The organism is Paracoccus sp. MC1854, assembly GCF_014164635.1.
GTDB lineage: Bacteria > Pseudomonadota > Alphaproteobacteria > Rhodobacterales > Rhodobacteraceae > Paracoccus.
Genome location: NZ_JACJFU010000004.1, coordinates 21105 through 48055 on the forward strand (window position 1 = coordinate 21105; position 26951 = coordinate 48055).

Annotated in this window: 24 protein-coding genes and 1 pseudogene; 16 read left to right on the forward strand and 9 right to left on the reverse strand. The window is 67.3% G+C overall.

The features are described 5' to 3' along the window. Positions 1-170 precede the first annotated feature (170 nt). Positions 171-2417 carry an NAD-dependent DNA ligase LigA gene (gene ligA, locus H5395_RS04645; protein WP_182791364.1) on the reverse strand — a complete coding sequence of 749 codons (2247 nt, stop codon included), beginning with the start codon at positions 2415-2417 and terminating at the stop codon, positions 171-173. Between the two features lie 151 nt (positions 2418-2568). On the opposite strand from ligA, the gene H5395_RS04650 reads away from it, so the two are divergent. The 5 genes and pseudogenes from H5395_RS04650 to H5395_RS04670 all read left to right on the forward strand — a co-directional run bounded on the left by H5395_RS04650 (position 2569) and on the right by H5395_RS04670 (position 7109). After that, a complete protein-coding gene (locus H5395_RS04650) occupies positions 2569-3579 on the forward strand; it encodes a serine hydrolase (protein ID WP_234450835.1) in 1011 nt (336 codons plus the stop codon). Between the two features lie 31 nt (positions 3580-3610). Beyond that, on the forward strand, positions 3611-5422 hold the full coding sequence (locus H5395_RS04655) for an ABC-F family ATP-binding cassette domain-containing protein (RefSeq protein WP_182791365.1): 1812 nt from the start codon (positions 3611-3613) through the stop codon (positions 5420-5422). A 237-nt stretch (positions 5423-5659) separates the two neighbouring features. Beyond that, positions 5660-6005, forward strand: a pseudogene (gene rplU, locus H5395_RS04660) (50S ribosomal protein L21); the annotation flags it as partial. 143 nt (positions 6006-6148) lie between these two features. Next, positions 6149-6418: a 50S ribosomal protein L27 gene (rpmA, locus tag H5395_RS04665; protein WP_182791367.1), complete on the forward strand. Its 270-nt coding sequence runs from the start codon at positions 6149-6151 to the stop codon at positions 6416-6418. A 100-nt stretch (positions 6419-6518) separates the two neighbouring features. After that, positions 6519-7109: a GNAT family N-acetyltransferase gene (locus H5395_RS04670; protein WP_182791368.1), complete on the forward strand. Its 591-nt coding sequence runs from the start codon at positions 6519-6521 to the stop codon at positions 7107-7109. A gap of 12 nt (positions 7110-7121) precedes the next feature. On the opposite strand, the gene H5395_RS04675 is transcribed toward H5395_RS04670, so the two are convergent. Beyond that, positions 7122-7619 carry a hypothetical protein gene (locus tag H5395_RS04675; protein ID WP_234450834.1) on the reverse strand — a complete coding sequence of 166 codons (498 nt, stop codon included), beginning with the start codon at positions 7617-7619 and terminating at the stop codon, positions 7122-7124. 129 nt (positions 7620-7748) lie between these two features. Between H5395_RS04675 and H5395_RS04680 the strand changes: the two genes are divergently transcribed. Then, complete coding sequence (locus H5395_RS04680; RefSeq protein ID WP_182791369.1) at positions 7749-8162, forward strand: SufE family protein; 414 nt, start codon at positions 7749-7751, stop codon at positions 8160-8162. A 2-nt stretch (positions 8163-8164) separates the two neighbouring features. Here H5395_RS04680 and H5395_RS04685 read toward each other — a convergent pair whose 3' ends face one another. Together H5395_RS04685 and mnmA are read right to left on the reverse strand one after the other, a co-directional pair. Beyond that, positions 8165-8713, reverse strand: a complete 549-nt coding sequence (locus H5395_RS04685; RefSeq protein WP_182791370.1) for a glutathione peroxidase — start codon at positions 8711-8713, stop codon at positions 8165-8167. Next, positions 8710-9876 carry a tRNA 2-thiouridine(34) synthase MnmA gene (gene mnmA / locus H5395_RS04690; RefSeq protein ID WP_234450833.1) on the reverse strand — a complete coding sequence of 389 codons (1167 nt, stop codon included), beginning with the start codon at positions 9874-9876 and terminating at the stop codon, positions 8710-8712. Before mnmA ends, H5395_RS04685 begins: the two co-directional genes overlap by 4 nt. A 140-nt stretch (positions 9877-10016) precedes the next feature. On the opposite strand from mnmA, the gene H5395_RS04695 reads away from it, so the two are divergent. From H5395_RS04695 to H5395_RS04710, 4 genes are all read left to right on the forward strand, one after another. Continuing rightward, positions 10017-10298 carry a DUF1153 domain-containing protein gene (locus H5395_RS04695; RefSeq protein WP_182791371.1) on the forward strand — a complete coding sequence of 94 codons (282 nt, stop codon included), beginning with the start codon at positions 10017-10019 and terminating at the stop codon, positions 10296-10298. Between the two features lie 85 nt (positions 10299-10383). Then, positions 10384-11097 carry a response regulator transcription factor CtrA gene (ctrA, locus tag H5395_RS04700; protein ID WP_182791372.1) on the forward strand — a complete coding sequence of 238 codons (714 nt, stop codon included), beginning with the start codon at positions 10384-10386 and terminating at the stop codon, positions 11095-11097. Between the two features lie 185 nt (positions 11098-11282). After that, complete coding sequence (locus H5395_RS04705; RefSeq protein ID WP_182791373.1) at positions 11283-12236, forward strand: nucleoside hydrolase; 954 nt, start codon at positions 11283-11285, stop codon at positions 12234-12236. Positions 12237-12874: 638 nt separating this feature from the next. Beyond that, complete coding sequence (locus tag H5395_RS04710) at positions 12875-13513, forward strand: YitT family protein (protein ID WP_234450832.1); 639 nt, start codon at positions 12875-12877, stop codon at positions 13511-13513. Position 13514: 1 nt separating this feature from the next. On the opposite strand, the gene H5395_RS04715 is transcribed toward H5395_RS04710, so the two are convergent. After that, the gene (locus H5395_RS04715) at positions 13515-13841 is read right to left on the reverse strand and encodes an arsenate reductase family protein (RefSeq protein ID WP_182791374.1); all 327 of its coding nucleotides are present in this window, start codon (positions 13839-13841) and stop codon (positions 13515-13517) included. Between the two features lie 114 nt (positions 13842-13955). After that, a complete protein-coding gene (locus H5395_RS04720) occupies positions 13956-15305 on the reverse strand; it encodes a DUF3422 family protein (RefSeq protein WP_255440525.1) in 1350 nt (449 codons plus the stop codon). Between the two features lie 134 nt (positions 15306-15439). Here H5395_RS04720 and H5395_RS04725 point away from each other — a divergent pair, with 134 nt between their 5' ends. Beyond that, the gene (locus H5395_RS04725) at positions 15440-15949 is read left to right on the forward strand and encodes a murein L,D-transpeptidase family protein (RefSeq protein WP_182791375.1); all 510 of its coding nucleotides are present in this window, start codon (positions 15440-15442) and stop codon (positions 15947-15949) included. Between the two features lie 129 nt (positions 15950-16078). Here the strand turns inward: H5395_RS04725 and H5395_RS04730 are convergent, their stop codons facing one another. The 3 genes from H5395_RS04730 to H5395_RS04740 form a co-directional block, all read right to left on the reverse strand. Next, positions 16079-17536, reverse strand: a complete 1458-nt coding sequence (locus H5395_RS04730) for an NAD(P)(+) transhydrogenase (Re/Si-specific) subunit beta (protein ID WP_182791527.1) — start codon at positions 17534-17536, stop codon at positions 16079-16081. 76 nt (positions 17537-17612) lie between these two features. Further along, the gene (locus H5395_RS04735) at positions 17613-19187 is read right to left on the reverse strand and encodes a Re/Si-specific NAD(P)(+) transhydrogenase subunit alpha (RefSeq protein WP_182791376.1); all 1575 of its coding nucleotides are present in this window, start codon (positions 19185-19187) and stop codon (positions 17613-17615) included. A 186-nt stretch (positions 19188-19373) separates the two neighbouring features. Next, positions 19374-19937 (reverse strand): hypothetical protein, encoded by a 564-nt coding sequence (locus H5395_RS04740; RefSeq protein WP_182791377.1) that lies wholly within the window; start codon positions 19935-19937, stop codon positions 19374-19376. A 160-nt stretch (positions 19938-20097) separates the two neighbouring features. Between H5395_RS04740 and pepN the strand changes: the two genes are divergently transcribed. The 5 genes from pepN (at position 20098) to H5395_RS04765 (ending at position 26902) form a co-directional block, all read left to right on the forward strand. Continuing rightward, positions 20098-22659, forward strand: a complete 2562-nt coding sequence (gene pepN, locus H5395_RS04745; protein ID WP_182791378.1) for an aminopeptidase N — start codon at positions 20098-20100, stop codon at positions 22657-22659. A gap of 43 nt (positions 22660-22702) precedes the next feature. Further along, positions 22703-23653, forward strand: coding sequence for a lysophospholipid acyltransferase family protein (locus tag H5395_RS04750; protein WP_234450830.1), 951 nt, complete (start codon positions 22703-22705; stop codon positions 23651-23653). Positions 23654-23722: 69 nt separating this feature from the next. Further along, positions 23723-24439 (forward strand): lipoyl(octanoyl) transferase LipB, encoded by a 717-nt coding sequence (gene lipB / locus H5395_RS04755; protein ID WP_182791379.1) that lies wholly within the window; start codon positions 23723-23725, stop codon positions 24437-24439. A 93-nt stretch (positions 24440-24532) separates the two neighbouring features. Then, positions 24533-25036 (forward strand): cytochrome c family protein, encoded by a 504-nt coding sequence (locus H5395_RS04760; protein ID WP_370576380.1) that lies wholly within the window; start codon positions 24533-24535, stop codon positions 25034-25036. 186 nt (positions 25037-25222) lie between these two features. Then, complete coding sequence (locus H5395_RS04765; protein WP_182791380.1) at positions 25223-26902, forward strand: cytochrome c oxidase subunit 1; 1680 nt, start codon at positions 25223-25225, stop codon at positions 26900-26902. The last annotated feature ends 49 nt before the right edge of the window (positions 26903-26951 follow it).

Consider the following 26951-nt stretch of genomic DNA (forward strand, 5'->3'; position numbering starts at 1 on the left):
TTTGACCGAGCGTTGCCCTTGGTCGGACTCGTAGGAAGCCCTGCCTCCGGCCTCGCGAGGTGCCTGGTCGTTCCGGCCCGTCTCATCGGCAATGGGCTGGTCGTTCTGCAGGAAAGGATCGTCCGTCTGCCCGCCCGCCTGTTCAGGGCCGCCGGGCGATCCGGCCCCCGTCACCCGCGAGCGATCGCCAGCCATTGGTCTTCGTCGATCACGCGGATGCCCAGTTCGGCGGCCTTCGCCGCCTTCGATCCAGCCCCCGGCCCGGCCACCAGAAGATCGGTGCGCGAGGAGACCGAGCCTGCAACCTTGGCGCCCAGCGCCTCGGCACGCGCTTTGGCCTCGGCGCGGGTCATCTTTTCCAGCGAGCCGGTGAAGACTACCGTCTGCCCCGCAATGGCGCTGTAGGCCTTGGCGGCGGGGGTGGCTGGCTCGACCGTCAGGTAAGCCACCAGCCGGTCGATCACGGCACGCTCGGCGGGCTGGGCGAAGCTGGCGGTCAGGGACTCGGCCAGAACCGCACCGATGCCCTCGATGCCGGTCAGGTCGTCCCAGGCGGCGCGGGATTCGGGCGGCACCGGCGGGTCGGCGGCCCAGACAGCGGCGCGCGCGGTGGACACCGAGGCGCGGCGGCCTTGGGCTGCGGCTGCGGCGCGTTCGGCAGCGACCGCCTCGTCGGCGGCGCGGTGGCGGGCGGCAGCGGGGGCGGCAGCGTCGAGGGCCGAGACCAGCGCCTCCCACGTGCCGTAGTGGCGGGCGAGCGTGGCGGCGGCGACCTCGCCCACGTGGCGGATGCCGAGGGCATAGATCAGGCGGGCCAGCGGGATCGTCCGCCGCTCCTCGATGGCGCGGAACAGGTTTTCGGCGGAACGCTCGCCCCAGCCCTCGCGGTTCTTCAGACGTGCGAGGCCCGCCGCATCGCGGGCGGCGAGGGTGAAGATGTCGGCGGGCTCGCGGATCGGCAGGGTCGGGTCGGCGAAGAAGGCCTCGACCTGCTTGGTCCCCAACCCCTCGATGTCGAAGGCGGCGCGGGAGACGAAGTGGCGCAGGCGTTCGATGGCCTGCGCGGGGCAGCCGAGGCCGCCCGAGCAGCGGCGGACGGAATCGCCCGGCTCGCGGATCGCCTCGCTGCCGCATTCGGGGCAGGTCGTCGGGAAGGCGTAGGGCGCAGGGCTAGTGCGGCGCGACAGGTCCACGTCGGCGATCTTGGGGATCACGTCGCCCGCGCGATAGACCTGCACCCAGTCCCCCTCGCGGATGTCGCGGCCCTCGCGGATGGGCTGGCCGCGGGAATCGTGGCCGGCGATGTAGTCCTCGTTGTGCAGGGTGGCGTTCGAGACGACGACGCCGCCGACTGTGACCGGCGTCAGGCGGGCAACGGGGGAAAGCGAACCAGTGCGGCCGACCTGGATCTCGATGCGGTCGAGGCGGGTCCAGGCGAGTTCGGCCGGGAACTTGTGGGCGAGCGCCCAGCGCGGCGTGGTGGCGCGGAAGCCGAGCCGTTCCTGCAGCGCGATGTCATCGACCTTGTAGACCACCCCGTCGATGTCGAAGCCCAGCGTGGCGCGGCGCTGTTCCAGATCGGACCAAACGGCCATCAGCTCATCGACGCCGTGGCAGAGGCGCGGGTCCGTGGTCTGAAAGCCCAGTTCGGCCAGTCGGGCAATCGCGCCGGACTGGGTGGGGGCGAGAGGCGCGCTGACCTCTCCCCAGCCATAGGCGAAGAAGCGCAGCGGGCGGCGGGCGGTGATCGCGGGGTCAAGCTGGCGCAGCGAACCTGCGGCGGCGTTGCGGGGGTTGGCGAAGGTGCGGTCGACGCCGCTTTCGTTCAGGCGGGCGAAGTCGGCATGGGTCATGTAGACCTCGCCGCGCACCTCCAGCACCTCGGGGGCGCCTGTCAGGGTATGGGGGATGTCCGCGATGGTGCGGGCGTTGGCGGTGACGTTCTCGCCGGTCGTGCCGTCGCCGCGGGTGGCGGCCTGCACCAGTTGACCGCCTTCATAGCGCAAGGACAGCGACAACCCGTCGATCTTGGGCTCGGCGGTCATCGGCATGGGGGCGCCCGCGGGCAGGTTCAGGAAGCTGCGGAGGCGCGCGACGAACTCCTCCACCTCGGCGCGCGAGAAGGCGTTTCCCAACGACATCATGCGCTGGGCATGGCGCACCTTGGCGAAGCGTTCCGAGGGCGCGGCGCCGACGGTCTGGGTCGGGCTGTCCGGCGCGGCAAGCTGGGGATGCGCGGCCTCCAGCGCCGCGAGGCGGCGTTTCAGCGCGTCGTATTCGGCGTCCGAAATGATCGGCGCGTCCTCGCGGTGATAGGCGAGGTCGGCCTCGGCCACGCGCGCCTGCAGGGCCTCGGCCTCGGCGGCGGGGTCCGCGTCCTGCAACTGATCCGCCGTGCTGCCCAGCCTTGCCGCCATCTCGTCCCGCCTGCCGATCCGGTCCCGAGCGCATGGGGACGCTCGCCGGGTTTAGCGAGACACGGGCGCGCTTGTCCAGCGGCCCGGCCGTTTTGGCCATCCTTGTAACGTGAGGGGAAGCAAGGTTGCGCAAGCGCCGCGGGCACCCGACATGGCGCGCATGACAGTGACCCGACGCAGCCTGCTTGCCCTCGGCCTCGCGGCCCCTGCCCTTGCGCTGCCTTCCGGCGGCATGGCCCAGGCGGCGACGCTGGACATGACCCTCGGTGCGGCCGAGGCGCATGGCCAGTTGCGTGCCATTGCCATCTGGCAGGGCAACAGAGAGGTCGCCGCGCGCGGCTATCACGGCTTCACGCCTGACCGACCGACCAACATCAAGTCAGCCTCGAAGTCGATCGTTTCGGCGCTGGCGGGGATCGCCATCGGGCGCGGCGTCCTGAAGGGCGCGGATCAGCCCGTCGCGGATGTGCTGCGCGACGATTTCCCTGCGAACCCTGACAATAGGCTGTTCCGCGTCACGCTGGGCAACCTGCTGTCGATGCAGGCGGGGCTGGAACGCCAGTCGGGCGCGAACTACGGCGCATGGGTCGGCAGCCGGAACTGGGTCCGGGCGGCGCTGGCGGCGCCCTTTGTCGCCGAGCCAGGCGGGCGGATGCTGTATTCCACGGCATCGAGCCACCTCGTATCCGCCATGCTGACGCGCGCATCGGGCCGCTCAACCCTGGCGCTTGCGCGCGAATGGCTGGACCTGCCAGGCTTCCAGATCGCGGATTGGGAGTGTGACCCGCAGGGCATCCACCTTGGCGGCAACCAGATGGCGATGAGCACGCGCTCGCTGCTGGCCTTCGGCACGGCTTATGCAGAGGGCGGCGCGGGCGTGATCCCGGCGGCTTGGATCGCGGAAAGCTGGCGGCCCCGGACGCAGTCGATGTTCACAGGCTCGAGCTATGGCTATGGCTGGTTCCTGGCGCGGATGGCGGGGCGGCCGGTCAACTATGGCTGGGGCTACGGCGGGCAGATGATCTATGTCGCGCCTGCCGTGCGGGGGTGGCCAGCGGTGGCGATTGCGATGACCTCGGACCCCGACCAGCCCTCGGGGCGCACCGGCTACCGGGATGAGCTGCACGGGCTGGCAGCGCAGCTGCTAGTGGCGCTTGGTTGACGGGCTGGCGGCGCGCGGATAGTCGCCCACTATGGCCCGCGCACCCCTTCTGCAACTGACCGACATATCGCTCACCTTCGGCGGCAATCCCGTGTTCGAGGGGCTGTCCCTGACTGTCCATCCCGGCGACCGGGTGGCTCTGGTCGGGCGCAACGGCTCGGGCAAGTCCACGCTGATGAAGGTCATGGCCGGGCTGGTCGAACCCGACGGGGGCGAGGTCATTGTCCCCACCGGCACCACCGTCGGCTATATGGAGCAGGACCCGGACCTGTCGGCCTATGCGACCTTGGGCGAGTTCGCCGCGGCGGGCCTTGGCCCTGGCGAGGACTACCGCGTCGAAATGGCGGCCGAAGGGCTGAAGTTCGACCCTGACCGCCCCGTCGCCACCGCGAGCGGCGGCGAGCGCAGGCGGGCGGCTCTGGCGCGCCTGCTGGCCGAGGCGCCGGAACTGATGTTGCTGGACGAACCCACGAACCACCTCGACATCGAGGCGATCGGCTGGCTGGAACAGCAGCTTTCCGAGACGCGGGCGGCCTTCGTCCTGATTTCGCACGACCGCGCCTTTTTGCGGCGGCTGACGCGGGCGACGCTGTGGATCGACCGGGGCGAGGTGCGGCGGCAGGAAAAGGGCTTCGAGGACTTCGAGGAATGGCGCGAGGAAACCTGGGCCGTCGAGGACGACGCGCGCCACAAGCTGGACCGCAAGATCAAGGCCGAGGCGCGCTGGGCCGTGGAGGGCATCAGCGCCCGGCGCAAGCGCAACATGGGCCGGGTGCGGGCGCTGCAGGCGATGCGGGCAGAGCGCGCGGGACAGATCCGGCGGCAGGGCACGGCGGCGATGGCGCTGGAATCAGGCCAGCAGTCGGGCAAGCGGGTGATCGAGGCCAAGGGGATCTCCAAGGCTTTCGGTGATCGGGTGATCCTGCGGCCCTTCGATCTGCGGGTGATGCGCGGCGACCGGGTCGCCTTTGTCGGGCCGAACGGGGCGGGGAAGACAACGCTGATCAAGATGCTGACGGGGGAGATACTACCCGACACCGGGACGGTGACTCATGGCACCAATCTTGAGATCGCCGTCTTCGATCAGGCCCGTTCCTCCATCGACGACAACGTGTCGCTTTGGGAGGCGCTGACGAACGACCCCGCGATGCGGGTCTCGGGCCGGTCCGATCAGATCATGGTGCGCGGCCAGCCGAAGCACGTCGTGGGATATCTCAAGGATTTCCTGTTCGACGACGCGCAGGCACGCGCTCCGGTCGGCAGCCTGTCAGGCGGGGAAAAGGCGCGGCTGCTGCTTGCGCGGATCATGGCGCGGCCCTCGAATCTGCTGGTGCTGGACGAGCCGACGAACGATCTCGACATCGAGACGCTGGACCTGCTGCAGGACATCCTCGGCGAATACGACGGCACCGTGCTGCTGGTCAGCCACGACCGTGACTTCATCGACCGGGTGGCGGATACGACCGTGGCGATGGAAGGCGACGGCCGCGCCTTGATCTACGCCGGAGGCTGGAGCGACTATCGCGCCCAGCGCGGCGAGGATGCGCCCGAGGCGGTTACGGCCCCGGAACGGCCTGCCAAGGCCGAGGCGGCCAAGGCGGATGCGCCGCGCAGGAACGGCCTCAGCTTCACCGAGAAGCACCGGCTTGAGGCGCTGCCCGCGATCATGGAACGCACCGAGGCCGAGATCGCGAAGCTGGCCGAGTTCCTGGCCCAGCCGGACCTGTTCCAGACCGCGCCCGCCAAGTTCGCCAAGGCCTCGGAAGGGCTGGCCGAGCGGCAGATGGCCTTGGCGGCGGCCGAAGAGGAATGGCTTCAACTGGCCGAGCGCGCCGAGGACTGAAGCGCTGCGACCGGGGTATTTCCACCAGAAAGAAGAACAAGCCGGCAGAGGTGGAAATCGTTGACTCGGCCTGCACGATTTGCCATATACCGGCGACCGGCCGGGCTTGCGCCCTTGGCCGGCTGTTCATTTTAACACCACCCCGCAAGGGTGCGCTGTCCGAAGGCAGGGGCCTGCAAGGCCCGACGAACGCCGGGAAACCGGGGCCACAGGGCGCGGCAAGGGAAAGACAAGACGATGTTCGCAGTCCTGAAGACGGGCGGCAAGCAGTACCGGGTTCAGCCCGGTGATGTGCTGCGCGTCGAGAAACTGGCCGCCGAAGCCGGCGAGAAGGTCCGGTTCGACGAAATCCTGATGATCGGCTCGACCATCGGCGCGCCTCTGGTCAGCGGCGCGGGCGTCGTGGCCGAGGTCATCGACACCATCAAGGCCGACAAGGTCATCACCTTCCACAAGCGCCGCCGCAAGCATTCGTCGCAGCGCACCCGTGGGCATCGCCAGCAACTGACCCTGCTGCGCGTGACCGAGCTGCTGGAAACCGGCGCGGACTCGTCGGACGTCAAGGCCGCCGTGGGCGCCCGTGCCGCCGGCCGCAACCGGGTTGCCGGTGACGATCGCTATGCCCTGAACAAGACCGAGCAGGCCGAGATGGCCCGCCGCGTCACCAGCGGCGAAGCCGCCGAGAAATCGGCCGAAACCGCCACCACCGCTGAGGAGAACTGATCCATGGCACACAAGAAAGCAGGCGGCTCGTCCCGGAACGGCCGCGATTCTGCCGGTCGCCGTCTTGGCGTCAAGCTGTTCGGCGGCCAGTCCGCCCTTGCCGGCAACATCATCGTGCGTCAGCGCGGCACCCAGTGGTGGCCGGGCCAGAACGTCGGCATGGGCCGCGACCACACGCTGTTCGCCCTGACCGAAGGCACCGTCACCTTCCGCAAGGGCCTGAAGGGTCGAACCTTCATCTCGATCGAACCCGCGGCCATCGCGGCCGAGTAAGCCGATCGGCGCAAGCACATTGCAACGGGGATCGGCACGGCCGGTCCCCGTTCGCATTTCAGGCTCGCCGCCCAGCCGGCGACCAACTGGGGGAGCAGCAATGGATCAGCCCGAACTTTTGACCGGCAACCGGACCTATGGCACGGCGACGCCGGATCTTGCGCAGTCGGACGCCCAGGCCCCGATTCCGGCCGGCCGGTTTATATTGCGCCCGCTTCGCACCTCGGATTCGGGGCTGATCCAGCATTACACCGCGGATCGCCGCGTGGCTGAGGGGACGCGGGCAATCCCCCATCCCCTGCCGCCCGGAGCGGCCGAGCAATATGTGGCCCGCGCCACGGCCCCAAACCGGACCGAGGATGTCTGGGCCATCGACGCGGCCGCTTCGGGGCTAGGCGAGCTTCTGGGCGTCGTCTCTCTGACCCGGATCGAGCCTGACAGGTCCGAGCTCGGCTTCTGGATAGGCTCGGGTTTCTGGAACACTGGCGTGGCGACCGAAGCCGTGCAGGCGCTGGTGGCGGCGAACCCGCATCGCTCGCGCACCCTGTTCGCCGAAGCGTTCCAGGATAATCCCGGCTCGGCCAAGGTGCTGACCAATGCGGGCTTTGCCTATCTTGGCGATGCGGAAAGCTGGTCGGTTGCGCGCAACGCGCTGGTGCCGACCTGGACCTATCTGCGCCAGATGCGCTGAGGCGGGGACGCCTCAGACCCCCAGCGAGATCGCGTTCGCCGCGCCCGCCACGACGACCGAATGCATCCGAGACAGGACAGGCGAACTGAGCGGCAGGGCGATGGTCAGCGTGTCGGAACCGGGCTGCGCCGGCATCCGAGCGGCCGTGCTGTCCGCAGGCGGCGGCGCGCCGACCAGTCGCAGCCGCAGCACGCCGTCGGGATCGGGCAGCACCCTGTCCGCCGGTCGGGGTGTTTCCGTCACAAGCTCGACGTTCCACCAGCCTTTGGTCGGCGGCATCGCGGTGACGACCAGCAGGCGGCCTTCCAGCGTCTGTTCCCACCGGGCTGAAAGCACCTGCCCCATCGGCAGGCGGTCGTCGTTACGGGTATCGTAGCCCCCCTCAGGGGCGAGCGTCTGGGCGGCGCGGGGCGCGCGCTCTCCTCCGAACCAGCGCATCGGGTTCAGGCTGCTGTCGCCGCAGCCGGCGAGCATCAGGCAGGCGGCCATCGGCCAGAATGCGCGGTTCATCGACAGGCTTCCCCTTGGCTTGCGTCCCGCCCGTGATAGGACATCGGCGCCGGTGCCGGAAGGGGGCGCTTTGACCTTGACCGTCCAAGGCACTATATCACGCGCCCGCAGCAGACGCAGGGAGCCATCATGGCCACGCCCGCCTTTGAAGACATCGCCGACACCTTCGACTTCCTCGACAGTTGGGAAGACCGCTACCGCCACGTGATCGAGCTTGGCCGTGCCATGCCGCCGATGGACCCGGCGCTGCAGGTCCCCGCCACCAAGGTCGATGGCTGTGCGAGCCAGGTCTGGATCATGCCGAGGGTCCAGGATGGCCGCTTCGACTTCCAGGGCGAGAGCGACGCGCTGATTGTGCGCGGCCTGATCGCGGTGCTGCACGCGCTTTATTCCGGCCTGCCCGTGGATGAGGTCGAAAAGGTGGATGCCCCGGCCGAGCTTGGGCGGCTCGGCCTTGACGCGCATCTGTCGGCCCAGCGGTCGAACGGCCTGCGGGCCATGGTCCAGCGCATCCGTGACAGCGCGGCTGCCGCGGTGGCTTGAACTCAGGCCGGCTTGGCCAGCGCGCGGTCGATGGCCGCGACCAGCCGCGGATCGTCCGCCGCGACGTCGGGCGCAAAGCGGCCAACAACCGAGCCATCGCGACCAATCAGGAATTTCTCAAAGTTCCACTGCACCTCGGGCGCCGGATTCACGGGAATCCCGAAGCCTTCCAGCCGGGTGCGCCACGGCCCGTCGCCTTCCGCAGCCGGCGCCTCGGCGATCAGATGCGCATAAAGCGCGTGCTTGTCCGCGCCCACGACAGAGGTCCTGGCGGCCAGCGGAAAGCTGATGTCAAAGCGGGTCTGGCAGAAATCGAGGATCTCGGCGTCAGTCCCCGGTTCCTGCTGCTTGAAGTCGTTGGCGGGCACGCCGAGGATGACCAGCCCCTGATCCTTTTTCGCGCGATGCAGGGCCTCCAGCCCCTCATACTGGGGGGTCAGACCGCATTTCGAGGCGACATTGACGACCAGCACCACATGGCCGGCCCAGTCAGCCAGCCGGGCCTCTTGGCCGTTGTTCATCCTGATCCCGATTTCGGCCGGCTCGCTCATCGACGTGACTCCCTTTTGGTGATCCAGCCACCGCCCAGCACGCGGGTCGATCCGGCTTCGTAGAAGACGCAGGCCTGTCCGGGGCTGACGCCCTGCTCGGCCTCGGCAAGAACGACCTCGGCCGTGGTTGGGCCGGTGGGGCGCAGCATCGCCGGCGCGGGCGGCCGGGTCGAGCGGATGCGGACGGCGATCTCGCGTTCCGCCATATCGGTGAAAGCGCCGTCGCCCAGCCAGTTGACCTCGGCCACCGGCACGGTCCGGGTCGCCAGCGCCGAACGCGGTCCGACGACCACATGGCGCGCCCCGGGATCCAGCCGCACCACATAAAGCGGATCGCCCAAGCCCCCGATGCCGAGGCCGCGGCGCTGGCCGATAGTATAGTGGATCACGCCGCGATGCTGCCCCAGCACGTTGCCCTCCATGTCCACGATATCGCCGGGATCGGCGGCGCCGGGGCGCAGCTTCTCGATCACCGCGGCATAGTTGCCTTCGGGCACGAAGCAGATGTCCTGGCTGTCCGGCTTGTCGGCGACAACCAGCCCGTAGCGCGCGGCCAACGCCCGCGTCTCTGCCTTGCTTGCAAGGCCGCCCAGCGGAAAGCGCAGGAATTCCAATTGCTCGCGGGTGGTCGAGAACAGGAAATAGCTCTGGTCGCGGTTGCCGTCCGCGGCCATGTGCAGTTCGGCCCCGTCCGCGCCTTCCAGGCGGCGGATGTAATGGCCGGTCGCCATGCAGTCGGCGTCCAGCTCGCGCGCGGTTTCCAGCAGGTCGCGGAACTTCACCCGCTCGTTGCAGCGGATGCAGGGGACCGGGGTCGCCCCCGCCAGATAGGCGTCGGCGAATTCCTCGATCACCGACTCGCGGAAACGGTTCTCGTAATCCAGCACGTAATGCGGGATGCCGATGCGTTCCGCCACGCGACGGGCGTCGTGGATGTCCTGACCGGCGCAGCAGGCGCCTTTCTTCTTCAGCGCGGCGCCGTGGTCATACAACTGCAGGGTGACGCCGATCACGTCATAGCCTTCCGACTTGAGCAGCGCGGCCACCACCGAACTGTCGACGCCGCCCGACATGGCGACGACGACCCGCGTTTCGGCGGGGGGACGGGCAAAGCCGAGGCTGTTCAGGGCGGGCGCGGTGCCGCGCGGATCTTGCACTGTCACGGGAATGTCCGTTCAGACGGGAACTGGCAGAATGCCGGAATATACGACGAATGCGGATTGATTCAACCGGCTCGCATTCACCAGGACTTAACGGCTTGATGACACACAGGGACAAACGGCAACCACGGGGAAAGCAAGCCATGTTCGTCCGAAAATCTTCGCGTCCCAGGACAGCGACCCTGGGGGATGGCACCGTGCTGACGCTTGCAGACCTGCCCACGGGAACGGAACGCTGGGTTGCCCGGCGCAAGGCGACGGTTGTGCAGGCCATTGACCATGGGCTTCTGACCCGCGACGAGGCGATCGCCCGCTACGGGCTCAGCGAGGAGGAACTGGACGGCTGGATCGCCACCTCCTCGTGCTTGGGACCGGCGGCGCTGAAGGTGAAGGCGATCCGCAAAAATCGCCTGCGCTCAACCTGAGGCTGATTCGTGATGGCGCGCTAACCGGATCTTAACTATTAGATCCCTAGTGTGAGACATCACGAAACACGAGGGAGACCAAGTCATGCGGATTCTGCTGGTCGAGGATGATCCGACCACCGCGCGCAGCATCGAACTGATGCTCAGCCACGCCAATTTCAACGTCTACCTGACCGACATGGGCGAAGAGGGCGTGGATCTTGCCAAGCTGTATGACTACGATCTGATCCTGCTGGACCTGGACCTGCCCGACATGAACGGGATGGAGGTCCTGCGCCAGATCCGCCTGTCGCGGGTGGACACGCCGATCCTGATCCTGACCGGTTCCGACGACACCGAGATCAAGCTGCGCGGCTTCGGCTTCGGCGCCGACGACTACATGACCAAGCCCTTCCACCGGGAAGAGCTGGTCGCCCGCATCCAGGCCATCATCCGCCGCTCCAAGGGCCACAGCCAGGCTGTCATCCGCACCGGACGCATGGTCGTCAACATCGACGCCCGCTCGGTCGAGGTGGACGGGCGCGCGGTGAACCTGACGGGCAAGGAATACCAGATGCTCGAGCTTCTCAGCCTGCGCAAGGGCACGACGCTGACGAAGGAAATGTTCCTGAACCATCTTTACGGCGGCATGGACGAGCCGGAACTCAAGATCATCGACGTCTTCATCTGCAAGCTGCGCAAGAAGCTCAGCGAAGCGCTGGGCGGCGAGAACCACATCGAGACGGTCTGGGGCCGCGGCTATGTCCTGCGCGACCCGCAGGAATCGGTGCGGGCCGAGCGGATGGCCGTCGGAGCCTGAGCCGTCCGCCTTCCATGGCGCCTCAGGGTTTTCAGGGAACAGGGCTTGCTGCCCCCTTGGCCACGGCATCAAGCCGCGTGGTTCCGGTGGTCCGCTCGCCCTGCGCCCCGGTCGCTTATGCGATCATGCCCCTTCCCTGCCCCGACGAGATGGGGCAATCGGGGATGTGATGTGAGGGGCAGACCATGACGCAGAAGATCATCATCGACACCGATCCGGGCCAGGACGACGCCGTGGCGATCCTGCTCGCGCTGGGCGCCCCCGAACTCGAGGTGCTGGGCCTCACGGTCGTTGCCGGAAACGTTCCGCTTTCCCTGACGCTGCGGAACGCCCTGCAGATCTGCGAGCTTGCCGGCCGTCGCGACCTCCCCGTTCATGCCGGCTGCGAGGCGCCGCTGGAGGGTCGGCTGATCACGGCCGAGCATATCCATGGCGAAACTGGCCTTGCCGGTGTGGATCTGCCCGAGCCCACGATGCCGGTAGCCCCCGGCCATGCCGCCGATTTCATCGTCGAGACGATCCGGCGAGAGCCTGCGGGCAGCGTGACCCTTGTGCCCATCGGGCCGCTGACGAACATCGCCGAGGCCCTCCGCCGCGCCCCCGACATTGCCGGCCGGGTCGGGCGCATCGTCCTGATGGGCGGCGGCACCTTCGGCAACGTGACGCCCGCCGCCGAGTTCAACATCCACGTCGATCCCCTTGCCGCCGCCGAGGTCTTTGCCTCGGGCGCCGATCTGGTGGTCCTGCCGCTGGATGCGACGCACAGGGCGCTGACCAGCCGCGACTGGATCGAGACGATGCGCGCAACCGGCCCGATCGGTGCTGCGGTCGCCGGCTGGACCTCCTCCTACGAACGCTTCGACCGCGAGAAATACAGCGCCGAGGGGGCGCCGCTGCACGATCCCTGCGCCGTCGCCTGGGTTATTGACCCGAGCCTTTTCACGGGGCGTCGCGTCAATGTCGAGATCGAGACCGGGGGCCACTGGACCCGCGGCATGACCGTCGCCGACTGGTGGGGCGCGACGGACCGCGCGCTGAACGCGCTCTTCATTCGCGATCTGGACCGTGACAGGCTGTTTGACCTGATGACCCACCGGATCAGCCGGCTGGATGCAGAACACACCAGCGCCACACGATAGGGCACGACGGGCCGCCTTTATCGGCAAAAGGGCAGATCTGGCGCTGCAAACGCCTGCTGCATGGACCGTCGGGGTTGATATAACCCTTTGAGGACAGGTCCATTCAGGGCCTTCACCCTTCGTTGCCGACATCATAAATCCGATAGACAAGTTCGTTTGACTTTTCGGATAGCCCCTTGCTCGTCACCAGCCTTGTTCCCTGTGGTCAACTGGGCGAGCCATGCCAGGCTGTCCGCCACATCGTCGGCGCGGCACTGTCTGCGGGCTCTGCACAGCAGAAAATGCAGGCGTTCCCCTGATCCAAAGGGCATTCTGATCCGATTGATGCAGTCGAGCAGTCATCGTCTTTCCACTGCCGTCAAGCGGGCAGCAGCCGTCACCGACGTTCCTCTGACAGTTGCCAACTTCTGGTTGGGGCTGCATGGGACCCTGGAAATGCAGATCACCTGAAACCCTCGCACAAAGCTGACGTCCCTCCCCGCCTGCACCGCAGGGAACCGAGTCGAGACCTCGCGGCAGCAGTTCCATCCGCTGTGATACCGAAGGCCGGACTCACACTTGAACTGCGGACAAGTCGCATCATCAGGAACCGCACGGCACCTCTGGACAGGGCGATCTGCCTTCGGCATCCCCGCGCCATGAACAGCGCTACGCCGATTGCCCCGGACAGCCCTGCACTGCCCGAGCCTCATCCGCACAGCCGGCTCGAGGATGCACAGGGAATCATCTTCGGCGCGGTCATGGCCGCCTTCGGGGCATTGCTGCTGGGCAGCGCGGGGCTGATCACCGGGCAGCTTGCGGGACTCGCGCTGCTGATCGCGCAGGCGACCGGCTGGGGCTTTGGGCCGGTCTATCTGGTGCTGAGCCTGCCTTTCTACGGCTTCGGCTACCGGCGGATGGGACTTGGATTCCTGCGCCGCACCATCGCGGCGGTGCTGCTGATGGTGGCGGCCTCAATGCTGCTGCCGAAGCTCATCAGCTTCGACAGCCTGCATCCGGGCGCGGCAGCTCTGCTGGCGGGCTTCGTCTCGGGCGCGGGGCTGCTGGCGCTGTTCCGGCATCGCACCAGCCTCGGCGGGATCGGGGCCGTGGCGCTGGATCTCCAGGACCGCCTGGGGGTCAAGGCGGGCTGGGTGCAGATGGGCTTCGACGCGGTGCTGTTCGCCGTCGCGCTCATGGTCCTGCCGCTGGAACGGGTGCTTTGGTCAGCGTCGGGCGCGGCGGTTCTGAACCTCGTCATTGCGATCAACCACCGCCGCGACCGCTATATCGTCTGATTCACGCAGGCACCCCGAGCGCCCGCTTGACGCTTGCTGTCCAGCCCAGGAACCGCTGGTCCCCGGCGACGATGGCGGGCCGCTTCATCACCGAGGGACGCGCCTGAAGCATCGCGACTGGGTCCTCGGCGCGTTCCTCCTCGGACATCCCGCGCCAAGTCAGGCTGGCCCGGTTGATGAGCTTGTCGCCGAAATCGGAAACAAGACGCGCGCGTTCGTCCTGCGACAGCGGCGCGTCCCTGACATCGCGGAAGTCCACGCTCCAGCCGGCTTCCTCCAGCGCTGCCTGTGCCTTCTGGCAGGTCGAGCAATGCGAAAGCCCGAGCATGGCGAGCCGTCGGTTCCCGTCCGCCATCAGATGAACGGAACCAGCGGCACACCGCAGGCAGCCAGCGCCAGCAGCGCGGATAGGGCAAGCAGGGTCTTCATCATCTTCTCCGTGTCAAAGGTCGCCGTGGCCGGCACGGTCGCCGGCGGCATCGTGCAGCTTCGCCCTTACTCGCCGCATCCCCAGCCAGACGGTCAGGACCACCAGCGGCGTCAGCGCCGCGATGAGGATGCTGCGCTCGATCCCCGCGGATTCGGCCAGAGGATAGACCGCATAGCCCAGAAGGCCCACGGCGTAATAGCTGATCGCGACGACCGACAGCCCCTCGACCGTGTGCTGCAGGCGCAGTTGCAGGTCGGCGCGGCGGTCCATGCGTTCCAGCAGCGCCTGGTTCTGGCCGCTGCGCTGGACATCGACGCGGGTCCGCAGCAGCTCGCCCGCCCGCGCGGCGCGGTCCACCATCGCGTCCAGCCGCAACTCGGCCGACTGGACCGTCCGCATCGCGGGCAGGAAGCGGCGCACCATGAATTCGTTCAGCGTCTGCCGCCCCTGAAAGCGCTTCTCGCGCAAGGACGCGATGCGGTCATGGACGATCGCCTCGTAGGCCCGCGTCGCGCCGAAGCGGAAGCCGTGCTGCGTCGCCGCCGATTCGAGCTTGAGCGACAGGGTCAGCAACTCGTGCAGCACCGTTTCGGCCGGCCGGGTGTCGTCGCCGAGCCTTTCGACCAGCGCCGTCAGGCGGGTTTCCAGCGTGTTCATGGTGGCATTCAGCGCCCGCACCCGCGGCAGCGCCAGCATCGACATCGCGCGGTAGGTTTCCAGTTCCAGCAGCCGCTGCACCACGCGCCCCAGCCGCCCTGCCCCCAGGTCCGGCGCGGCGAAGACGGCAAAGCGCATCCAGCCCGCCGGGTCGATGCGGAAGTCGGTGGCGACCACTGCCGTGCCGTCCAGCACCTGCACCGCGACCAGCCCGTCGGTCGCGAACCAGGACGACAGAAGCGGCGTGATCGCGTCTGGATCGTCCGGCATCGTCGCGACATGGACCATCGCCGCCGCCACCCGGCGGCCCGGCGCGCGGGCCTGCCAGTCGGCGGGGAACATCTCGGCCAGCGCAGGGTCGAAGGGGCGATGCGGCTGGCCGGGGGTGAAGCCGGCGTAGCTGACGAACTCGGTATGGCTTTCCCATCGCAACTCGTGCCGGCCGAGTTGGGCGGCATAGTGGCCGGCGTCGTCTTGGGGCGCCGGGGCGCCATGCCGCATGACCAGTTCGGCCAGATGCGCGATGTCGACGCTGCGGTCGCGGTTGGCGGCGTCCCGAGGCTCCTTGAAGGCCAGATAGACCGCCGTGCAGGGCACCACCAGCCGCGGCGAGGGGCGGGCGTGCAGTTCGTTCACCATCTCGTAGCGCAGCGGGTGGTCCAGCTGCTGCGGGGTGGTCCGGGGCATGGCGGCGGGTTCGGTCATGGGGTGACGAAAGCCGCAAAGAAGCGCCGGGCGCAAGCCGTCCCTTGCGCGGCGATGAGGCGTTCGTGATCGGCCCCGCCGTTGCGCGGACCCGGTGCTTCCGGCAGGGTGAACGCAAAACGACGGGACAGACGATGAAACGCACCCTTCGATTGTCGGTGGCCGCGCTGCTTGTGGCGCTGGCCGCCTCTTGTGCGCCCAGCAAGTTCAAGACCTACAACGGGCCTCCGGTCACGCAGATCGTGGTGAACAAGTCGGCCCGGCAGATGCTGTTCCTGAGCGGGTCGAACCTGATCGGGGGTTACAACATCGGCCTTGGGAACGAGCCCATCGGTCACAAGCAGTTCTCGGGCGACGGCAAGACGCCCGAAGGGCTTTACCATATCGACCGGCGGAACCCGGACAGCCGCTATCACCTGTCCATCGGGGTTTCCTATCCCAACCCCCAGGACAGCGGCTTTGCGCTGATGCAGGGCAAGCATCCCGGCGGCGACATCTTCATCCACGGGCAGGGTCCCGAGGGAAAGGCGCTCGCACCAGTGAAGCGGGACTGGACGGCAGGCTGCATCGCCGTGACCGACGCCGAGATGGAGGACATCTATGCCATGGTCCGCGACGGAACGCCGATCCTGATCAATCCGTAGGGCGGGTCTATCGAAAAGACGTCGGCGCGGTCACTCGCCAAGCAACGGCTCTGCCCTGCACAGCCCCTTCAGCGAAAATGGAAAACCCCCGCACGATGGCGGGGGGTTCTTTCGTTTCAGGCTCTGCGATCAGTCGATCATCGGCAGCAGCGCGTCCAGCGACTTCTTGGCGTCGCCGTAGAACATGCGCGTGTTCTCCTTGTAGAACAGCGGGTTCTCGATGCCCGAATAGCCCGTGCCCTGACCGCGCTTGGACACGAACACCTGCTTGGCCTTCCAGACCTCCAGCACCGGCATCCCGGCAATGGGGCTGTTGGGGTCTTCCTGCGCGGCCGGGTTCACGATGTCGTTCGAGCCGATGACGATCACCACGTCGGTCGAGGGGAAGTCCTCGTTGATCTCGTCCATTTCCAGAACGATGTCATAGGGCACCCTCGCCTCGGCCAGCAGCACGTTCATGTGGCCCGGCAGGCGGCCGGCGACGGGGTGGATGGCGAAGCGCACCTCTTTCCCCGCCGCGCGCAGCTTGCGGGTCAGTTCCGACACTGACTGCTGCGCCTGCGCCACCGCCATGCCGTAGCCGGGGACGATGATGACGCTGTCGGCCTCGTTCAGGGCCGCCGCCACGCTTTCGGCGTCGATGGCGATCTGCTCGCCCTCGATCTCCATTGCGGGACCCGCCTCGCCGCCGAAGCCGCCGAGGATGACCGAGATGAAGCTGCGGTTCATCGCCTTGCACATGATGTAGGACAGGATCGCACCCGAGGAGCCGACCAGCGCGCCCACCACGATCAGCAGGTCATTGGACAGCGTGAAGCCGATCATCGCCGCGGCCCAGCCCGAATAGCTGTTCAGCATCGAGACCACGACCGGCATGTCGGCCCCGCCAATCCCCATGATGAGGTGCCAGCCGATGAAGCCCGCGATGATTGCCAGCAGGATCAGCCACAGCATCGCCGGGCCCCAGCCCGCGACGTAGAAGATCAGCAGCAGCAGCGACAGGATCGCGGCGCTCAGGTTCAGCATGTGGCCGCCCGGCAGCTTCTTCGGCTTGCCGTCGATCTTCCCGGCGAGCTTGCCATAGGCCACGATCGAGCCGGTGAAGGTCACGGCGCCGATGAAGATGCCCAGCGCAACCTCGACCTTGAGCATGGCGATCTCGGCCGGGGACTTGTGGGCCAGCACGGCGGCGAAGCCCTGGAACACGTCGGTCAGGCCGTTCAGCCGGGCGGCAACGACACGGCCCAGTTCAAGCTGCGCGTTCACCCCGATCAGGACGGCGGCAAGGCCGACGAGGCTGTGCATCGCGGCGATCAACTGCGGCATCTCGGTCATCTGGACGCGGGTGGCCAGCACGTAGCCGCCGACGCCGCCGAGGGCGATCATCAGGATCGACAGCCACCAGTTGTCCCAGCCGGGGCCGAACAGCGTGGCCAGCACGGCCAGCCCCATGCCGACGATGCCGTACCAGATGGCGCGCTTGGCGCTTTCCTGGCCGGAAAGCCCGCCCAGCGCGAGAATGAACAGGACGGCGGCCACGACATAGGCCGCGCTGGTGAAGCCGTAGGCCGGCAATGCCTCGACCATCGAGGCGGGCGCCACGACCGGGTCCATGCCGGTTGCGGGCGAAGTGGTGATCACGGTGGTCTCCATCGACGCCCCCTTACGACTTCTGGAACATGGCGAGCATCCGGCGCGTGACCAGGAAGCCGCCGAAGATGTTGACGGCCGTCATCAGCACGGCCAGCGCCGCGAGGATGACGATCAGCCCGGACCCCGAGCCGATCTGCAGCAGCGCGCCGAGGATCACGATCGACGAGATCGCGTTGGTGATCGCCATCAGCGGCGTGTGCAGCGAATGGGCGACGTTCCAGATGACCTGGAAGCCGATGAAGACAGACAGCACGAAGACGATGAAATGCTGCAGGAACGAGGCCGGGGCGAACAGCCCGACCAGCAGCATGACCGCGCCGCCCGTGACCAGCATCCCGATCTGGCTGCGGGTCTGGCGGCGGAAGGCCAGCGCCTCGGCGGCGCGTCGTTCTTCCGGCGTCGGCTCCTTGGCCTTCTCGCGCGGCTTCTGCACGGCGATGGCCTGCACCTTGGGCGGCGGCGGCGGCCAGGTGATGTCGCGTTCGCGCGTCACCGTCGCGCCGCGGATCACGTCATCCTCCATGTTGTGGACCAGCGTGCCGTCCTTGGCGGGCGTCAGGTCGGTCAGCATGTGGCGGACGTTGTTGCCGTAAAGCTCGGAGGCCTGCGCCCCCATGCGCGAGGGGAAGTCGGTGTAGCCGATGATCGTGACGCCGTTCTCGGTCACGATCTTCTCGTCCGGCACGGTCAGGTCGCAGTTGCCGCCGCGTTCGGCCGCAAGGTCCACGATGACCGAGCCGGGCTTCATCATGCGGACCATGTCCTCGGTCCACAGCTTGGGCGCCGGGCGGCCCGGGATCAGCGCCGTGGTTATGACGATGTCCATCTCGGGCGCAAGCGCGCGGAACTTTCCAAGCTGCTTGGCGAGGAACTCGGGGCTTGAGGGCGCGGCATAGCCTCCGGTGGTTGCGCCGTCCTGCACCTGATCGGCGAAGTCGAGATAAACGAACTCTGCCCCCATGGATTCGATCTGCTCGGCCACCTCGGGGCGGACGTCGAAGGCATAGACCTGCGCGCCGAGGCTGGTGGCCGCGCCGATGGCGGCAAGCCCGGCGACGCCCGCGCCCACGACCAGCACCTTGGCGGGCGGCACCTTGCCCGCGGCCGTCACCTGCCCGGTGAAGAAGCGGCCGAAGTTGTTGGCGGCCTCGATCACCGCGCGGTAGCCCGCGATGTTGGCCATCGAGGACAGCGCGTCCATCTTCTGCGCGCGGCTGATCCGGGGGACCATGTCCATGGCAATGGCGTTCACGCCAAGGTCGCGGGCGCGTTCCAGCAGCTCGGCATTCTGGCCGGGATAGAAGAACGAGATGAGCGTCTGCCCCTCGCGCATCATGCCCAGTTCCTCCTCGGACGGCGGGCGCACCTTGGCGACCACATCGACCGCGCCGACCAGCGCGGCGGCGGTCGGATGAACCGTCACGCCTGCCCGTTCATAAGCGGCATCCGAGAAACCCGCGCGGGCCCCCGCCCCCGATTCGACGTGAACCTCGTGCCCGAGCTTCTGCAGATGCCCGGCCGAGGACGGTGTGACGGCAACCCGCGCCTCACCGTCGAAAGTCTCTTTCAGCGCGCCTATTCTCACCGAGCCCATCCCCTCTCGTCCGTGTGTTGCGCCCGCATTATCACTGCGCAACAATCTTTCACAAGACGGTGAAAGCCCGTGCCCCGCCCGCAATCCGCCGCGGCGTCACACACAAGAAAGAACCGCCGCGCACGCACGCGGCGGTTCCAGATGGCGGCCGGCACGAACCGGCAACAGGAAACGGCCTCAGTTCGACGGGTTGGTGACCGGAACCGTGGTCGTCGTGGTGGCGGCATCCGCATCAGTCGCGGCATCAGCGGCCGCGGCGCCCGTCGCGGCGGCGGCATCGGTCGCGGCATCAGCGGCGGCATCGGCAGCGGTGCCCGCAGCATCGGCAGCCGCATCGGCGCCCGTGCCGTCTGTCGTCGCGGTCGCGGTCCCGGCGGCGGTGCCGGCCGGCGTATCGACAGTGGTCGTCGCGGCAGCGTCAGTGGTGTCCGTGGCGGTGTCGGTCGCCGTGTCGGTGGTCGTGGTCACGGCGGCCGGGTCGGTGGTCGTGGCCGGAGCGGTGGTGGTCGTCGTGGTGGTCGTATCGGCCACCTCGTCATTGCCCATGAAGCTGGACAGCAGCCACCAGGCTAGCGCCAGTGCCAGAAGGATACCGATGATCAGCGGAAGCGGCGAGGCCTTCTTCTCGACCGGTTCGACATAGGTTTCGGTCACGACGGTGTTGCGGCCGCTCGGATCGACGGGGCGATGCGGATCGGTGGCATCGGTGCGGCGCGGATCGTTCGGGTCGTAGTTGGCCATGATGGTCTCCTTGAGGTATCTGATCTGTCGGGACCGCCACGCCCTCGTTCGCCTCATAGCGGAACTGCGGCGTCGGCTTGCGACCCGGTAATCCTGCGCTTAACACTCCGCTCAAGCACAAGTTCCGCGGAAGAACCATTTTTATCAGGCAGGGCACAGGATGGGGGAAACCCGTTTTCTCAATGATTACAAACCGTGGCCGTTTCGCATCACCGAGACTCGGCTGGATGTGACGCTGGCGCCAAAGGGCACGGTCGTCAGGTCGGAACTGGATCTTCAGCGCCACGCGCCGGGGCCGCTGGTGCTGGACGGCGGCGCGGGGCTGCGGACGGGCGCGGTCACGATCGACGGGCAACCGGTCGATCCGGCGCATCTGGCGATCACCGTCGAGACGCTGACCATCGCCGAACCCGCCCTGCCCGACCGCCCCTTCACCTTCGCCGCCACCGTCGAGATCGACCCCGAGGCGAACACAGCGCTGGAGGGGCTGTATCTTTCGGGCGGCATCTTCTGCACCCAATGCGAGGCCGAAGGCTTTCGCCACATAACCTGGTATCCCGACCGCCCCGACGTGATGGCGCCCTTCCGGGTGACGGTCCGCTCCGACCTGCCGGTGCTGCTGTCGAACGGGAACCCCGTCGCCCAAGGCGAGGGTTGGGCCGAATGGCACGATCCCTGGCCCAAGCCCGCCTACCTCTTCGCGCTGGTCGCGGGCGAGTTGCAGGCCGTGTCGGACAGCTTCACCACCATGTCCGGACGGAAGGTCGCGCTGAACTTCTGGGTGCGGCCTGCCGACCTCGACCGCGCGGGCTTCGCGATGGAAGCCCTGAAAAAGTCGATGCGCTGGGACGAAACGGCTTACGGGCGCGAATACGACCTCGACGTGTTCAACATCGTTGCCGTGGACGACTTCAACATGGGGGCCATGGAAAACAAGGGATTGAACATCTTCAACTCGAAACTGGTTCTGGCTTCCCCCGAAACCGCGACCGATGCCGATTATGAACGCATCGAGGCGGTGATCGCGCATGAGTATTTTCATAATTGGACCGGAAACAGGATCACTTGCCGCGACTGGTTCCAGCTCTGCCTCAAGGAAGGGCTGACGGTTTTCCGCGACCAGCAGTTCACGGCGGACATGCGCTCGGCCGCGGTGAAGCGGATCGAGGACGTGGTGACCCTGCGCGGGCGGCAGTTCCGCGAGGACGCGGGGCCGCTGGCGCATCCGCCCCGGCCCGACCGCTACGAGGAAATCAACAACTTCTACACCGCCACCGTTTATGAAAAGGGCGCCGAGGTCATCGGGATGCTCAAGCGGCTTGTGGGAGACGAGAGCTATCGCAAGGCGTTGGACCTTTATTTTGACCGCCACGACTGGCAGGCCTGCACCATCGAGGACTGGCTGAAGGTCTTCGAGGACGCTACGGGGCGCGACCTGGCCCAGTTCAAGCGCTGGTACACCGACGCGGGCACCCCGCGGCTGACGCTGGTAGAGGACTGGGACCGCGATGCCGGCACCCTGACCCTGCGGTTCACCCAGTCCACGGCGCCGACGCCAGGCCAACCTGACAAGCCGGCGCGGGTGATCCCCATCGCCGTGGGCCTGATCTCGGTGAACGGCGACGAACTGCTGCCGACCCGTGTGCTGGAGATGACCGAGCCCGAGCAGTCCTTCAACTTCACCGGCCTCGGCTCTCGCCCCGTCGTGTCGCTGCTGCGCGGCTTCTCTGCCCCGGTGACGGTCGAGCGGCAGATGACCTCGGCCGAGCGCGCGATCCTGCTGGCCCATGACACCGATCCCTTCGCGCGCTGGCAGGCAGGGCACGAACTGGCGCTGGACTCGCTGGTGGCGATGGCCAGCGGAGGACAGGCCGACCGCGTCTTCTGTCACGCGCTGGGCGGCCTTCTGGGCGAAAAGGAGGCCGATCCGGCCTTCGTGGCCCTGGCGCTGCGACTGCCCGGAGAGGATGAGATCGCAGCCGAGATCGCCTCGCGCGGCGGCCTGCCCGACCCGGATGCGATCCATCGCGGCCGCGAGGATCTGGCGACCCAACTTGCCGCCGAGCATGAAGGGATTCTGGCCGAGATTTACGACGAGATGGAGGTGCCCGGCCCCTACTCTTCCGATGCTGCCTCGGCGGGGCGCCGGTTGCTGCGGCTTGCCACGCTGGGGCTTCTGTCGCGGCTGGATGATGGCGAAAAGGCGCAGGCGCTCTGGGATGCCGCGTCCAACATGACCGAACGGATGGGGGCACTGGCGACCCTGGTCCGGCTGGACCGCGCAGGGGATGCGCTTGCCGAGATGGAGGGGCGCTTCTCAAGCAACCGGCTGGTGATGGACAAGTTCTTTTCGGTCCAGCCGATGGCTGCCCCGCCCGCCCGTGCGGTACAGGTGGCAAAGGCGCTGGCCGAAAGGCCGGACTTTGACTGGAAGAACCCCAACCGCTTCCGCGCGCTGATAGGGGGACTTGCAGCAAATCATACAGCGTTCCATGCAAGCGACGGATCGGGCTATGATTTCGTGGCCAGCTGGCTGATGCGGCTTGACCCGCTGAACCCGCAGACGGCGGCCCGGCTGACCACGGTGTTCGAGACCTGGCCCCGCTATGACGCAGGGCGGCGGCAGCACGCCCGCGCGGCGTTGGAACGGATCGCAGCCCTGCCGTCGCTGTCGGGCAACAGCACCGAAATGGTCAGGCGCATTCTTGCCGCTGGAACCTGAGGGCGCTTGTGGGCGTCATATCTCAGGATAATAGGTGCTTCGCATGAGCAACGCGCCCAAAGATTCGCCCCATCCGCCGGGCCGCCTGCCCGCGCTGGTCGAGATGCAGCAGCGGCTGGACCCGCTGATCGCCGAACGGGCGCCGTGGCTCTATTCCGGCAAGGCGCGTCACACGCTGGCCAAGCAGGTGATGATGCGGCTTCTGCGCTATCCGCGCTCGATCGAGCTGGCGGCCCAGTTCCGCGACCTGCCGACCGAGGAGATCATGCGCCGCGTCTCGGCCCTGATCGTGCGCGACCTGCGGGTGGACGGGCTGGAGAACATCCCGGCGACCGGGCCGGCGCTGATCGTTGCGAACCACCCGACCGGGATCGCCGACGGGATCGTGCTGCACGCGGTCGTCTCGGCCGTGCGGGACGACCTGTTCATCTACGCCAACCACGACATGATCCGCGTCCTGCCCCAGACCGAGGAACTGATCGCCCCTGTCGAGTGGCGGGCGGAAAAGCGCAGCCATGCAAAGACCAAGTACACGATGGACTATACCCGCGCCGCGCTGGGTCAGGGGCGGATCGGGCTGATCTTCCCCTCGGGCCGGCTGGCCAAGCGGCGGGGCGTGACGCTGCACGAGCGGCCCTGGATGGCCAGCGCGGTGATGATCGCGCGCAAGTTCGGCGCCCCGGTCATCCCGCTGCACATCCGGGCGCGGAACTCGGCGCTGTTCTACCTGCTGGACGCGATCCACCCGACCCTGCGCGACGTGACGCTGTTCAACGAGGTGCTGAACAAGGCGGGCCACACCTATCGCATCACCATCGGTTGTCCGATCGACCCGGCAACCTTGCCGGCGAAATCCGAGGAAGGCATCGAGGCGCTGCGCCGGGCGGTGCTGGACCTGCCGCCTCCGGGCCGCGACGCCGCGCATATGTCGCATCTTCGCGAGGTCCGCCGCCGCCGGGCGCAGATCCGCGAGCCGTTGGGCGAGAAGCTCTGAGCTCATGGTGCGTGGGAACCGCGCACCATACTTGCGACCATCGGCAAGGGCGGGCATCTCTGGCGCGCCATGACCGACCTTCCCACCTCCGACACCCATCGCCTGAACGCCCATGCACCCGGCCCCGAATGGCTGCTGACGCCCGGCCTGATCCCGCATCCCGCAGCCGTGGTGTGGATGGAGGCGCGCGTGGAAGCCATCCACGCGGGGCAGGCGCCCGAGGCGATCTGGCTTGTCGAGCATCCACCGCTTTACACCGCCGGCACCTCGGCCCGCCCTGAGGACCTGACCGATCCGGGCCGGTTTCCCGTGTTTCCGACCGGGCGCGGCGGGCAATACACCTATCACGGGCCGGGCCAGCGGGTCGCCTATGTCATGCTGGACCTGAACCGGCGCGGGCGCGACGTGCGGGCATTCGTCCAGTCGCTGGAAGCCTGGGTCATTGCGGCCTTGTCCGAGTTCGGCCTGAAGGGCGAGATTCGCGAGGGCCGCGTCGGCGTCTGGATCGCCCGGCCCGACAAGCCCCCCCTGCCCGATGGCTCGATGCGCGAAGACAAGATCGCCGCCATAGGGATCAAGCTGCGCCGCTGGGTCAGCTTTCACGGCATCTCGATCAATGTCGAGCCGGACCTGTCCCATTACGGCGGCATCGTGCCCTGCGGGATCAGCGGCCATGGCGTCACCAGTCTGGTCGATCTGGGCCTGCCGGTGACGATGGCGGACCTGGATCACGCGTTGATGACCGGCTTTTGCGCGGTCATGGGTGAACCGAATGGGGGGCTGTGACCTTTGTTCTCTTGCGAAATCCTGCGAGATGCTGTGCCCTGCGCCGCAGAGAGCACTGCTCTCGTCAAGAATGATCCGCTGAGGAAGGACGACATGATGAAGACCAGCCTGATTGCCACTCTTGCCACCCTCGCCCTGTCCCTGCCGGTGGCTGCGCAGGAACTGTCCGGCGATCCCGCCGCGGGTGAGTCCGAGTTCCGCAAGTGCAAGGCCTGCCACATGATCCAGGACGAGGCGGGCACCGACATCGTCAAGGGCGGCCGGACCGGCCCCAATCTTTACGGCGTCTATGGCCGTGCCTATGCGGCCGAGGAAGGCTACAAGTACGGTGAGGGCCTGCTGGAACTGGCCGAGACCAACCCCGGCCAGGTCTGGGACGAAGAGCACCTGATCGAATACGTCACCGATCCGACCGCCTATGTGAAGGAAAAGACCGGCGACCCCGCTGCCAAGTCGAAGATGACCTTCAAGCTGAACAAGAACCAGGCCGACATCGTGGCCTTCCTGGCACAGCACTCGCCGAACGCCGCCGGTGCGGCAGGAGGGGATGCCGCCGCCGCAGGCGGGGATGCAGCCGCAGCACCCGCCGCGAACTGACGCCTGGCTGTCCCCTTGCGGGACGGCGCCTGAACCGACCCCCGGCCGCCACCAGCGGGCGGGGGTTTCATTTTGTCGCAGCGGGGGATGCGCGGCGCATTGCCGCAACCGGAATCGTGTTCTAGAACGGCCTCAGCCAGTCCGCCGGCCAGCCGCCGTGACGGCACGATTCTGAGGAGCATTCGCATGGCAGATGCCGCCGTTCACGGCCATGGTGCCCAGCATGACACCCGCGGGTTCTTCACCCGCTGGTTCATGTCCACCAACCACAAGGACATCGGTGTCCTTTATCTTTTCACCGCGGGCGTCGTCGGCCTGATCTCGGTCTGCTTCACCGTCTACATGCGGATGGAGCTGCAGCATCCCGGCGTGCAGTACATGTGCCTTGAAGGGGCTCGGCTGATCCCCGCCGGCGTCGATGACATCTGCACGCCGAACGGGCATCTGTGGAACGTGATGATCACCTATCACGGCGTCCTGATGATGTTCTTCGTCGTCATCCCGGCGCTGTTCGGGGGCTTCGGCAACTACTTCATGCCGCTGCACATCGGCGCGCCGGACATGGCCTTTCCCCGGCTGAACAACCTGTCCTACTGGCTGTTCGTGGCCGGTGTCTCGATGGGCGTCGCCTCGCTTCTGTCGCCGGGCGGCAACGACCAGCTCGGCTCGGGCGTGGGCTGGGTGCTGTATCCGCCGCTGTCCACGACCGAGGGCGGGCTGTCCATGGACCTGGCGATCTTCGCCGTCCACCTTTCGGGCGCATCCTCGATTCTGGGCGCGATCAACATCATCACCACCTTCCTCAACATGCGCGCGCCCGGCATGACGCTGTTCAAGGTGCCGCTGTTCGCCTGGTCGGTCTTCATCACCGCCTGGATGATCCTGCTGGCGCTGCCGGTGCTGGCCGGTGCGATCACCATGCTGCTGATGGACCGCAACTTCGGCACCAACTTCTTCAACCCGGCGGGCGGCGGCGACCCGGTGCTGTACCAGCACATCCTGTGGTTCTTCGGCCACCCCGAGGTCTACATCATCATCGTTCCGGGCTTCGGCATCATCAGCCACGTCATCGCGACCTTCTCGCGCAAGCCCATCTTCGGCTACCTGCCGATGGTGCTGGCCATGGCCGCCATCGCCATCCTGGGCTTCGTCGTCTGGGCCCACCACATGTACACCGTCGGGCTGTCGCTGACCCAGCAGGCCTATTTCATGCTGGCCACCATGACGATCGCAGTGCCGACCGGCATCAAGGTCTTCTCGTGGATCGCGACGATGTGGGGCGGCTCGATCGAGTTCAAGACGCCGATGCTCTGGGCCTTCGGCTTCCTGTTCCTGTTCACCGTGGGCGGCGTGACCGGCGTCGTGCTGAGCCAAGCGCCGCTGGACCGGGTGTATCACGACACCTACTACGTCGTGGCGCATTTCCATTATGTGATGAGCTTGGGCGCCGTCTTCGCCATCTTTGCCGGCGTCTACTACTGGATCGGCAAGATGAGCGGGCGGCAGTATCCCGAATGGGCTGGCAAGATCCACTTCTTCGCCATGTTCATCGGCTCGAACCTGATCTTCTTCCCCCAGCACTTCCTGGGCCAGCAGGGGATGCCGCGCCGCTACATCGACTATCCCGAAGCCTTCGCCTACTGGAACAACGTCTCGTCGATCGGCGCCTATATCGCCTTCGCCTCGTTCCTGTGGTTCATCGGCGTCGTGTTCTACACCCTGTTTGCAGGCCAGCGCGTGACCCAGAACAACTACTGGAACGAATACGCCGACACGCTGGAATGGACCCTGCCCTCGCCCCCGCCCGAACATACCTTCGAGCAGCTTCCCAAGCGCGAGGACTGGGATCACGCCCGCAAGCACTGATGCCAGAGAGATGACCCCATCGGCCCTGGAGCGATCCGGGGCCGTTTTC

Coding starts and splice junctions, on each gene's coding strand:
- ligA (WP_182791364.1), bottom strand. CDS start 2,417: ATGGCGGCAAGGCTGGGCAGCACGGCGGATCAGTTGCAGGACGCGGAC.
- H5395_RS04650 (WP_234450835.1), top strand. CDS start 2,569: ATGGCGCGCATGACAGTGACCCGACGCAGCCTGCTTGCCCTCGGCCTC.
- H5395_RS04655 (WP_182791365.1), top strand. CDS start 3,611: ATGGCCCGCGCACCCCTTCTGCAACTGACCGACATATCGCTCACCTTC.
- rpmA (WP_182791367.1), top strand. CDS start 6,149: ATGGCACACAAGAAAGCAGGCGGCTCGTCCCGGAACGGCCGCGATTCT.
- H5395_RS04670 (WP_182791368.1), top strand. CDS start 6,519: ATGGATCAGCCCGAACTTTTGACCGGCAACCGGACCTATGGCACGGCG.
- H5395_RS04675 (WP_234450834.1), bottom strand. CDS start 7,619: ATGAACCGCGCATTCTGGCCGATGGCCGCCTGCCTGATGCTCGCCGGC.
- H5395_RS04680 (WP_182791369.1), top strand. CDS start 7,749: ATGGCCACGCCCGCCTTTGAAGACATCGCCGACACCTTCGACTTCCTC.
- H5395_RS04685 (WP_182791370.1), bottom strand. CDS start 8,713: ATGAGCGAGCCGGCCGAAATCGGGATCAGGATGAACAACGGCCAAGAG.
- H5395_RS04695 (WP_182791371.1), top strand. CDS start 10,017: ATGTTCGTCCGAAAATCTTCGCGTCCCAGGACAGCGACCCTGGGGGAT.
- ctrA (WP_182791372.1), top strand. CDS start 10,384: ATGCGGATTCTGCTGGTCGAGGATGATCCGACCACCGCGCGCAGCATC.
- H5395_RS04705 (WP_182791373.1), top strand. CDS start 11,283: ATGACGCAGAAGATCATCATCGACACCGATCCGGGCCAGGACGACGCC.
- H5395_RS04710 (WP_234450832.1), top strand. CDS start 12,875: ATGAACAGCGCTACGCCGATTGCCCCGGACAGCCCTGCACTGCCCGAG.
- H5395_RS04715 (WP_182791374.1), bottom strand. CDS start 13,841: ATGCTCGGGCTTTCGCATTGCTCGACCTGCCAGAAGGCACAGGCAGCG.
- H5395_RS04720 (WP_255440525.1), bottom strand. CDS start 15,305: ATGACCGAACCCGCCGCCATGCCCCGGACCACCCCGCAGCAGCTGGAC.
- H5395_RS04725 (WP_182791375.1), top strand. CDS start 15,440: ATGAAACGCACCCTTCGATTGTCGGTGGCCGCGCTGCTTGTGGCGCTG.
- H5395_RS04730 (WP_182791527.1), bottom strand. CDS start 17,536: ATGGTCGAGGCATTGCCGGCCTACGGCTTCACCAGCGCGGCCTATGTC.
- H5395_RS04740 (WP_182791377.1), bottom strand. CDS start 19,937: ATGGCCAACTACGACCCGAACGATCCGCGCCGCACCGATGCCACCGAT.
- pepN (WP_182791378.1), top strand. CDS start 20,098: ATGGGGGAAACCCGTTTTCTCAATGATTACAAACCGTGGCCGTTTCGC.
- H5395_RS04750 (WP_234450830.1), top strand. CDS start 22,703: ATGAGCAACGCGCCCAAAGATTCGCCCCATCCGCCGGGCCGCCTGCCC.
- lipB (WP_182791379.1), top strand. CDS start 23,723: ATGACCGACCTTCCCACCTCCGACACCCATCGCCTGAACGCCCATGCA.
- H5395_RS04760 (WP_370576380.1), top strand. CDS start 24,533: ATGATGAAGACCAGCCTGATTGCCACTCTTGCCACCCTCGCCCTGTCC.
- H5395_RS04765 (WP_182791380.1), top strand. CDS start 25,223: ATGGCAGATGCCGCCGTTCACGGCCATGGTGCCCAGCATGACACCCGC.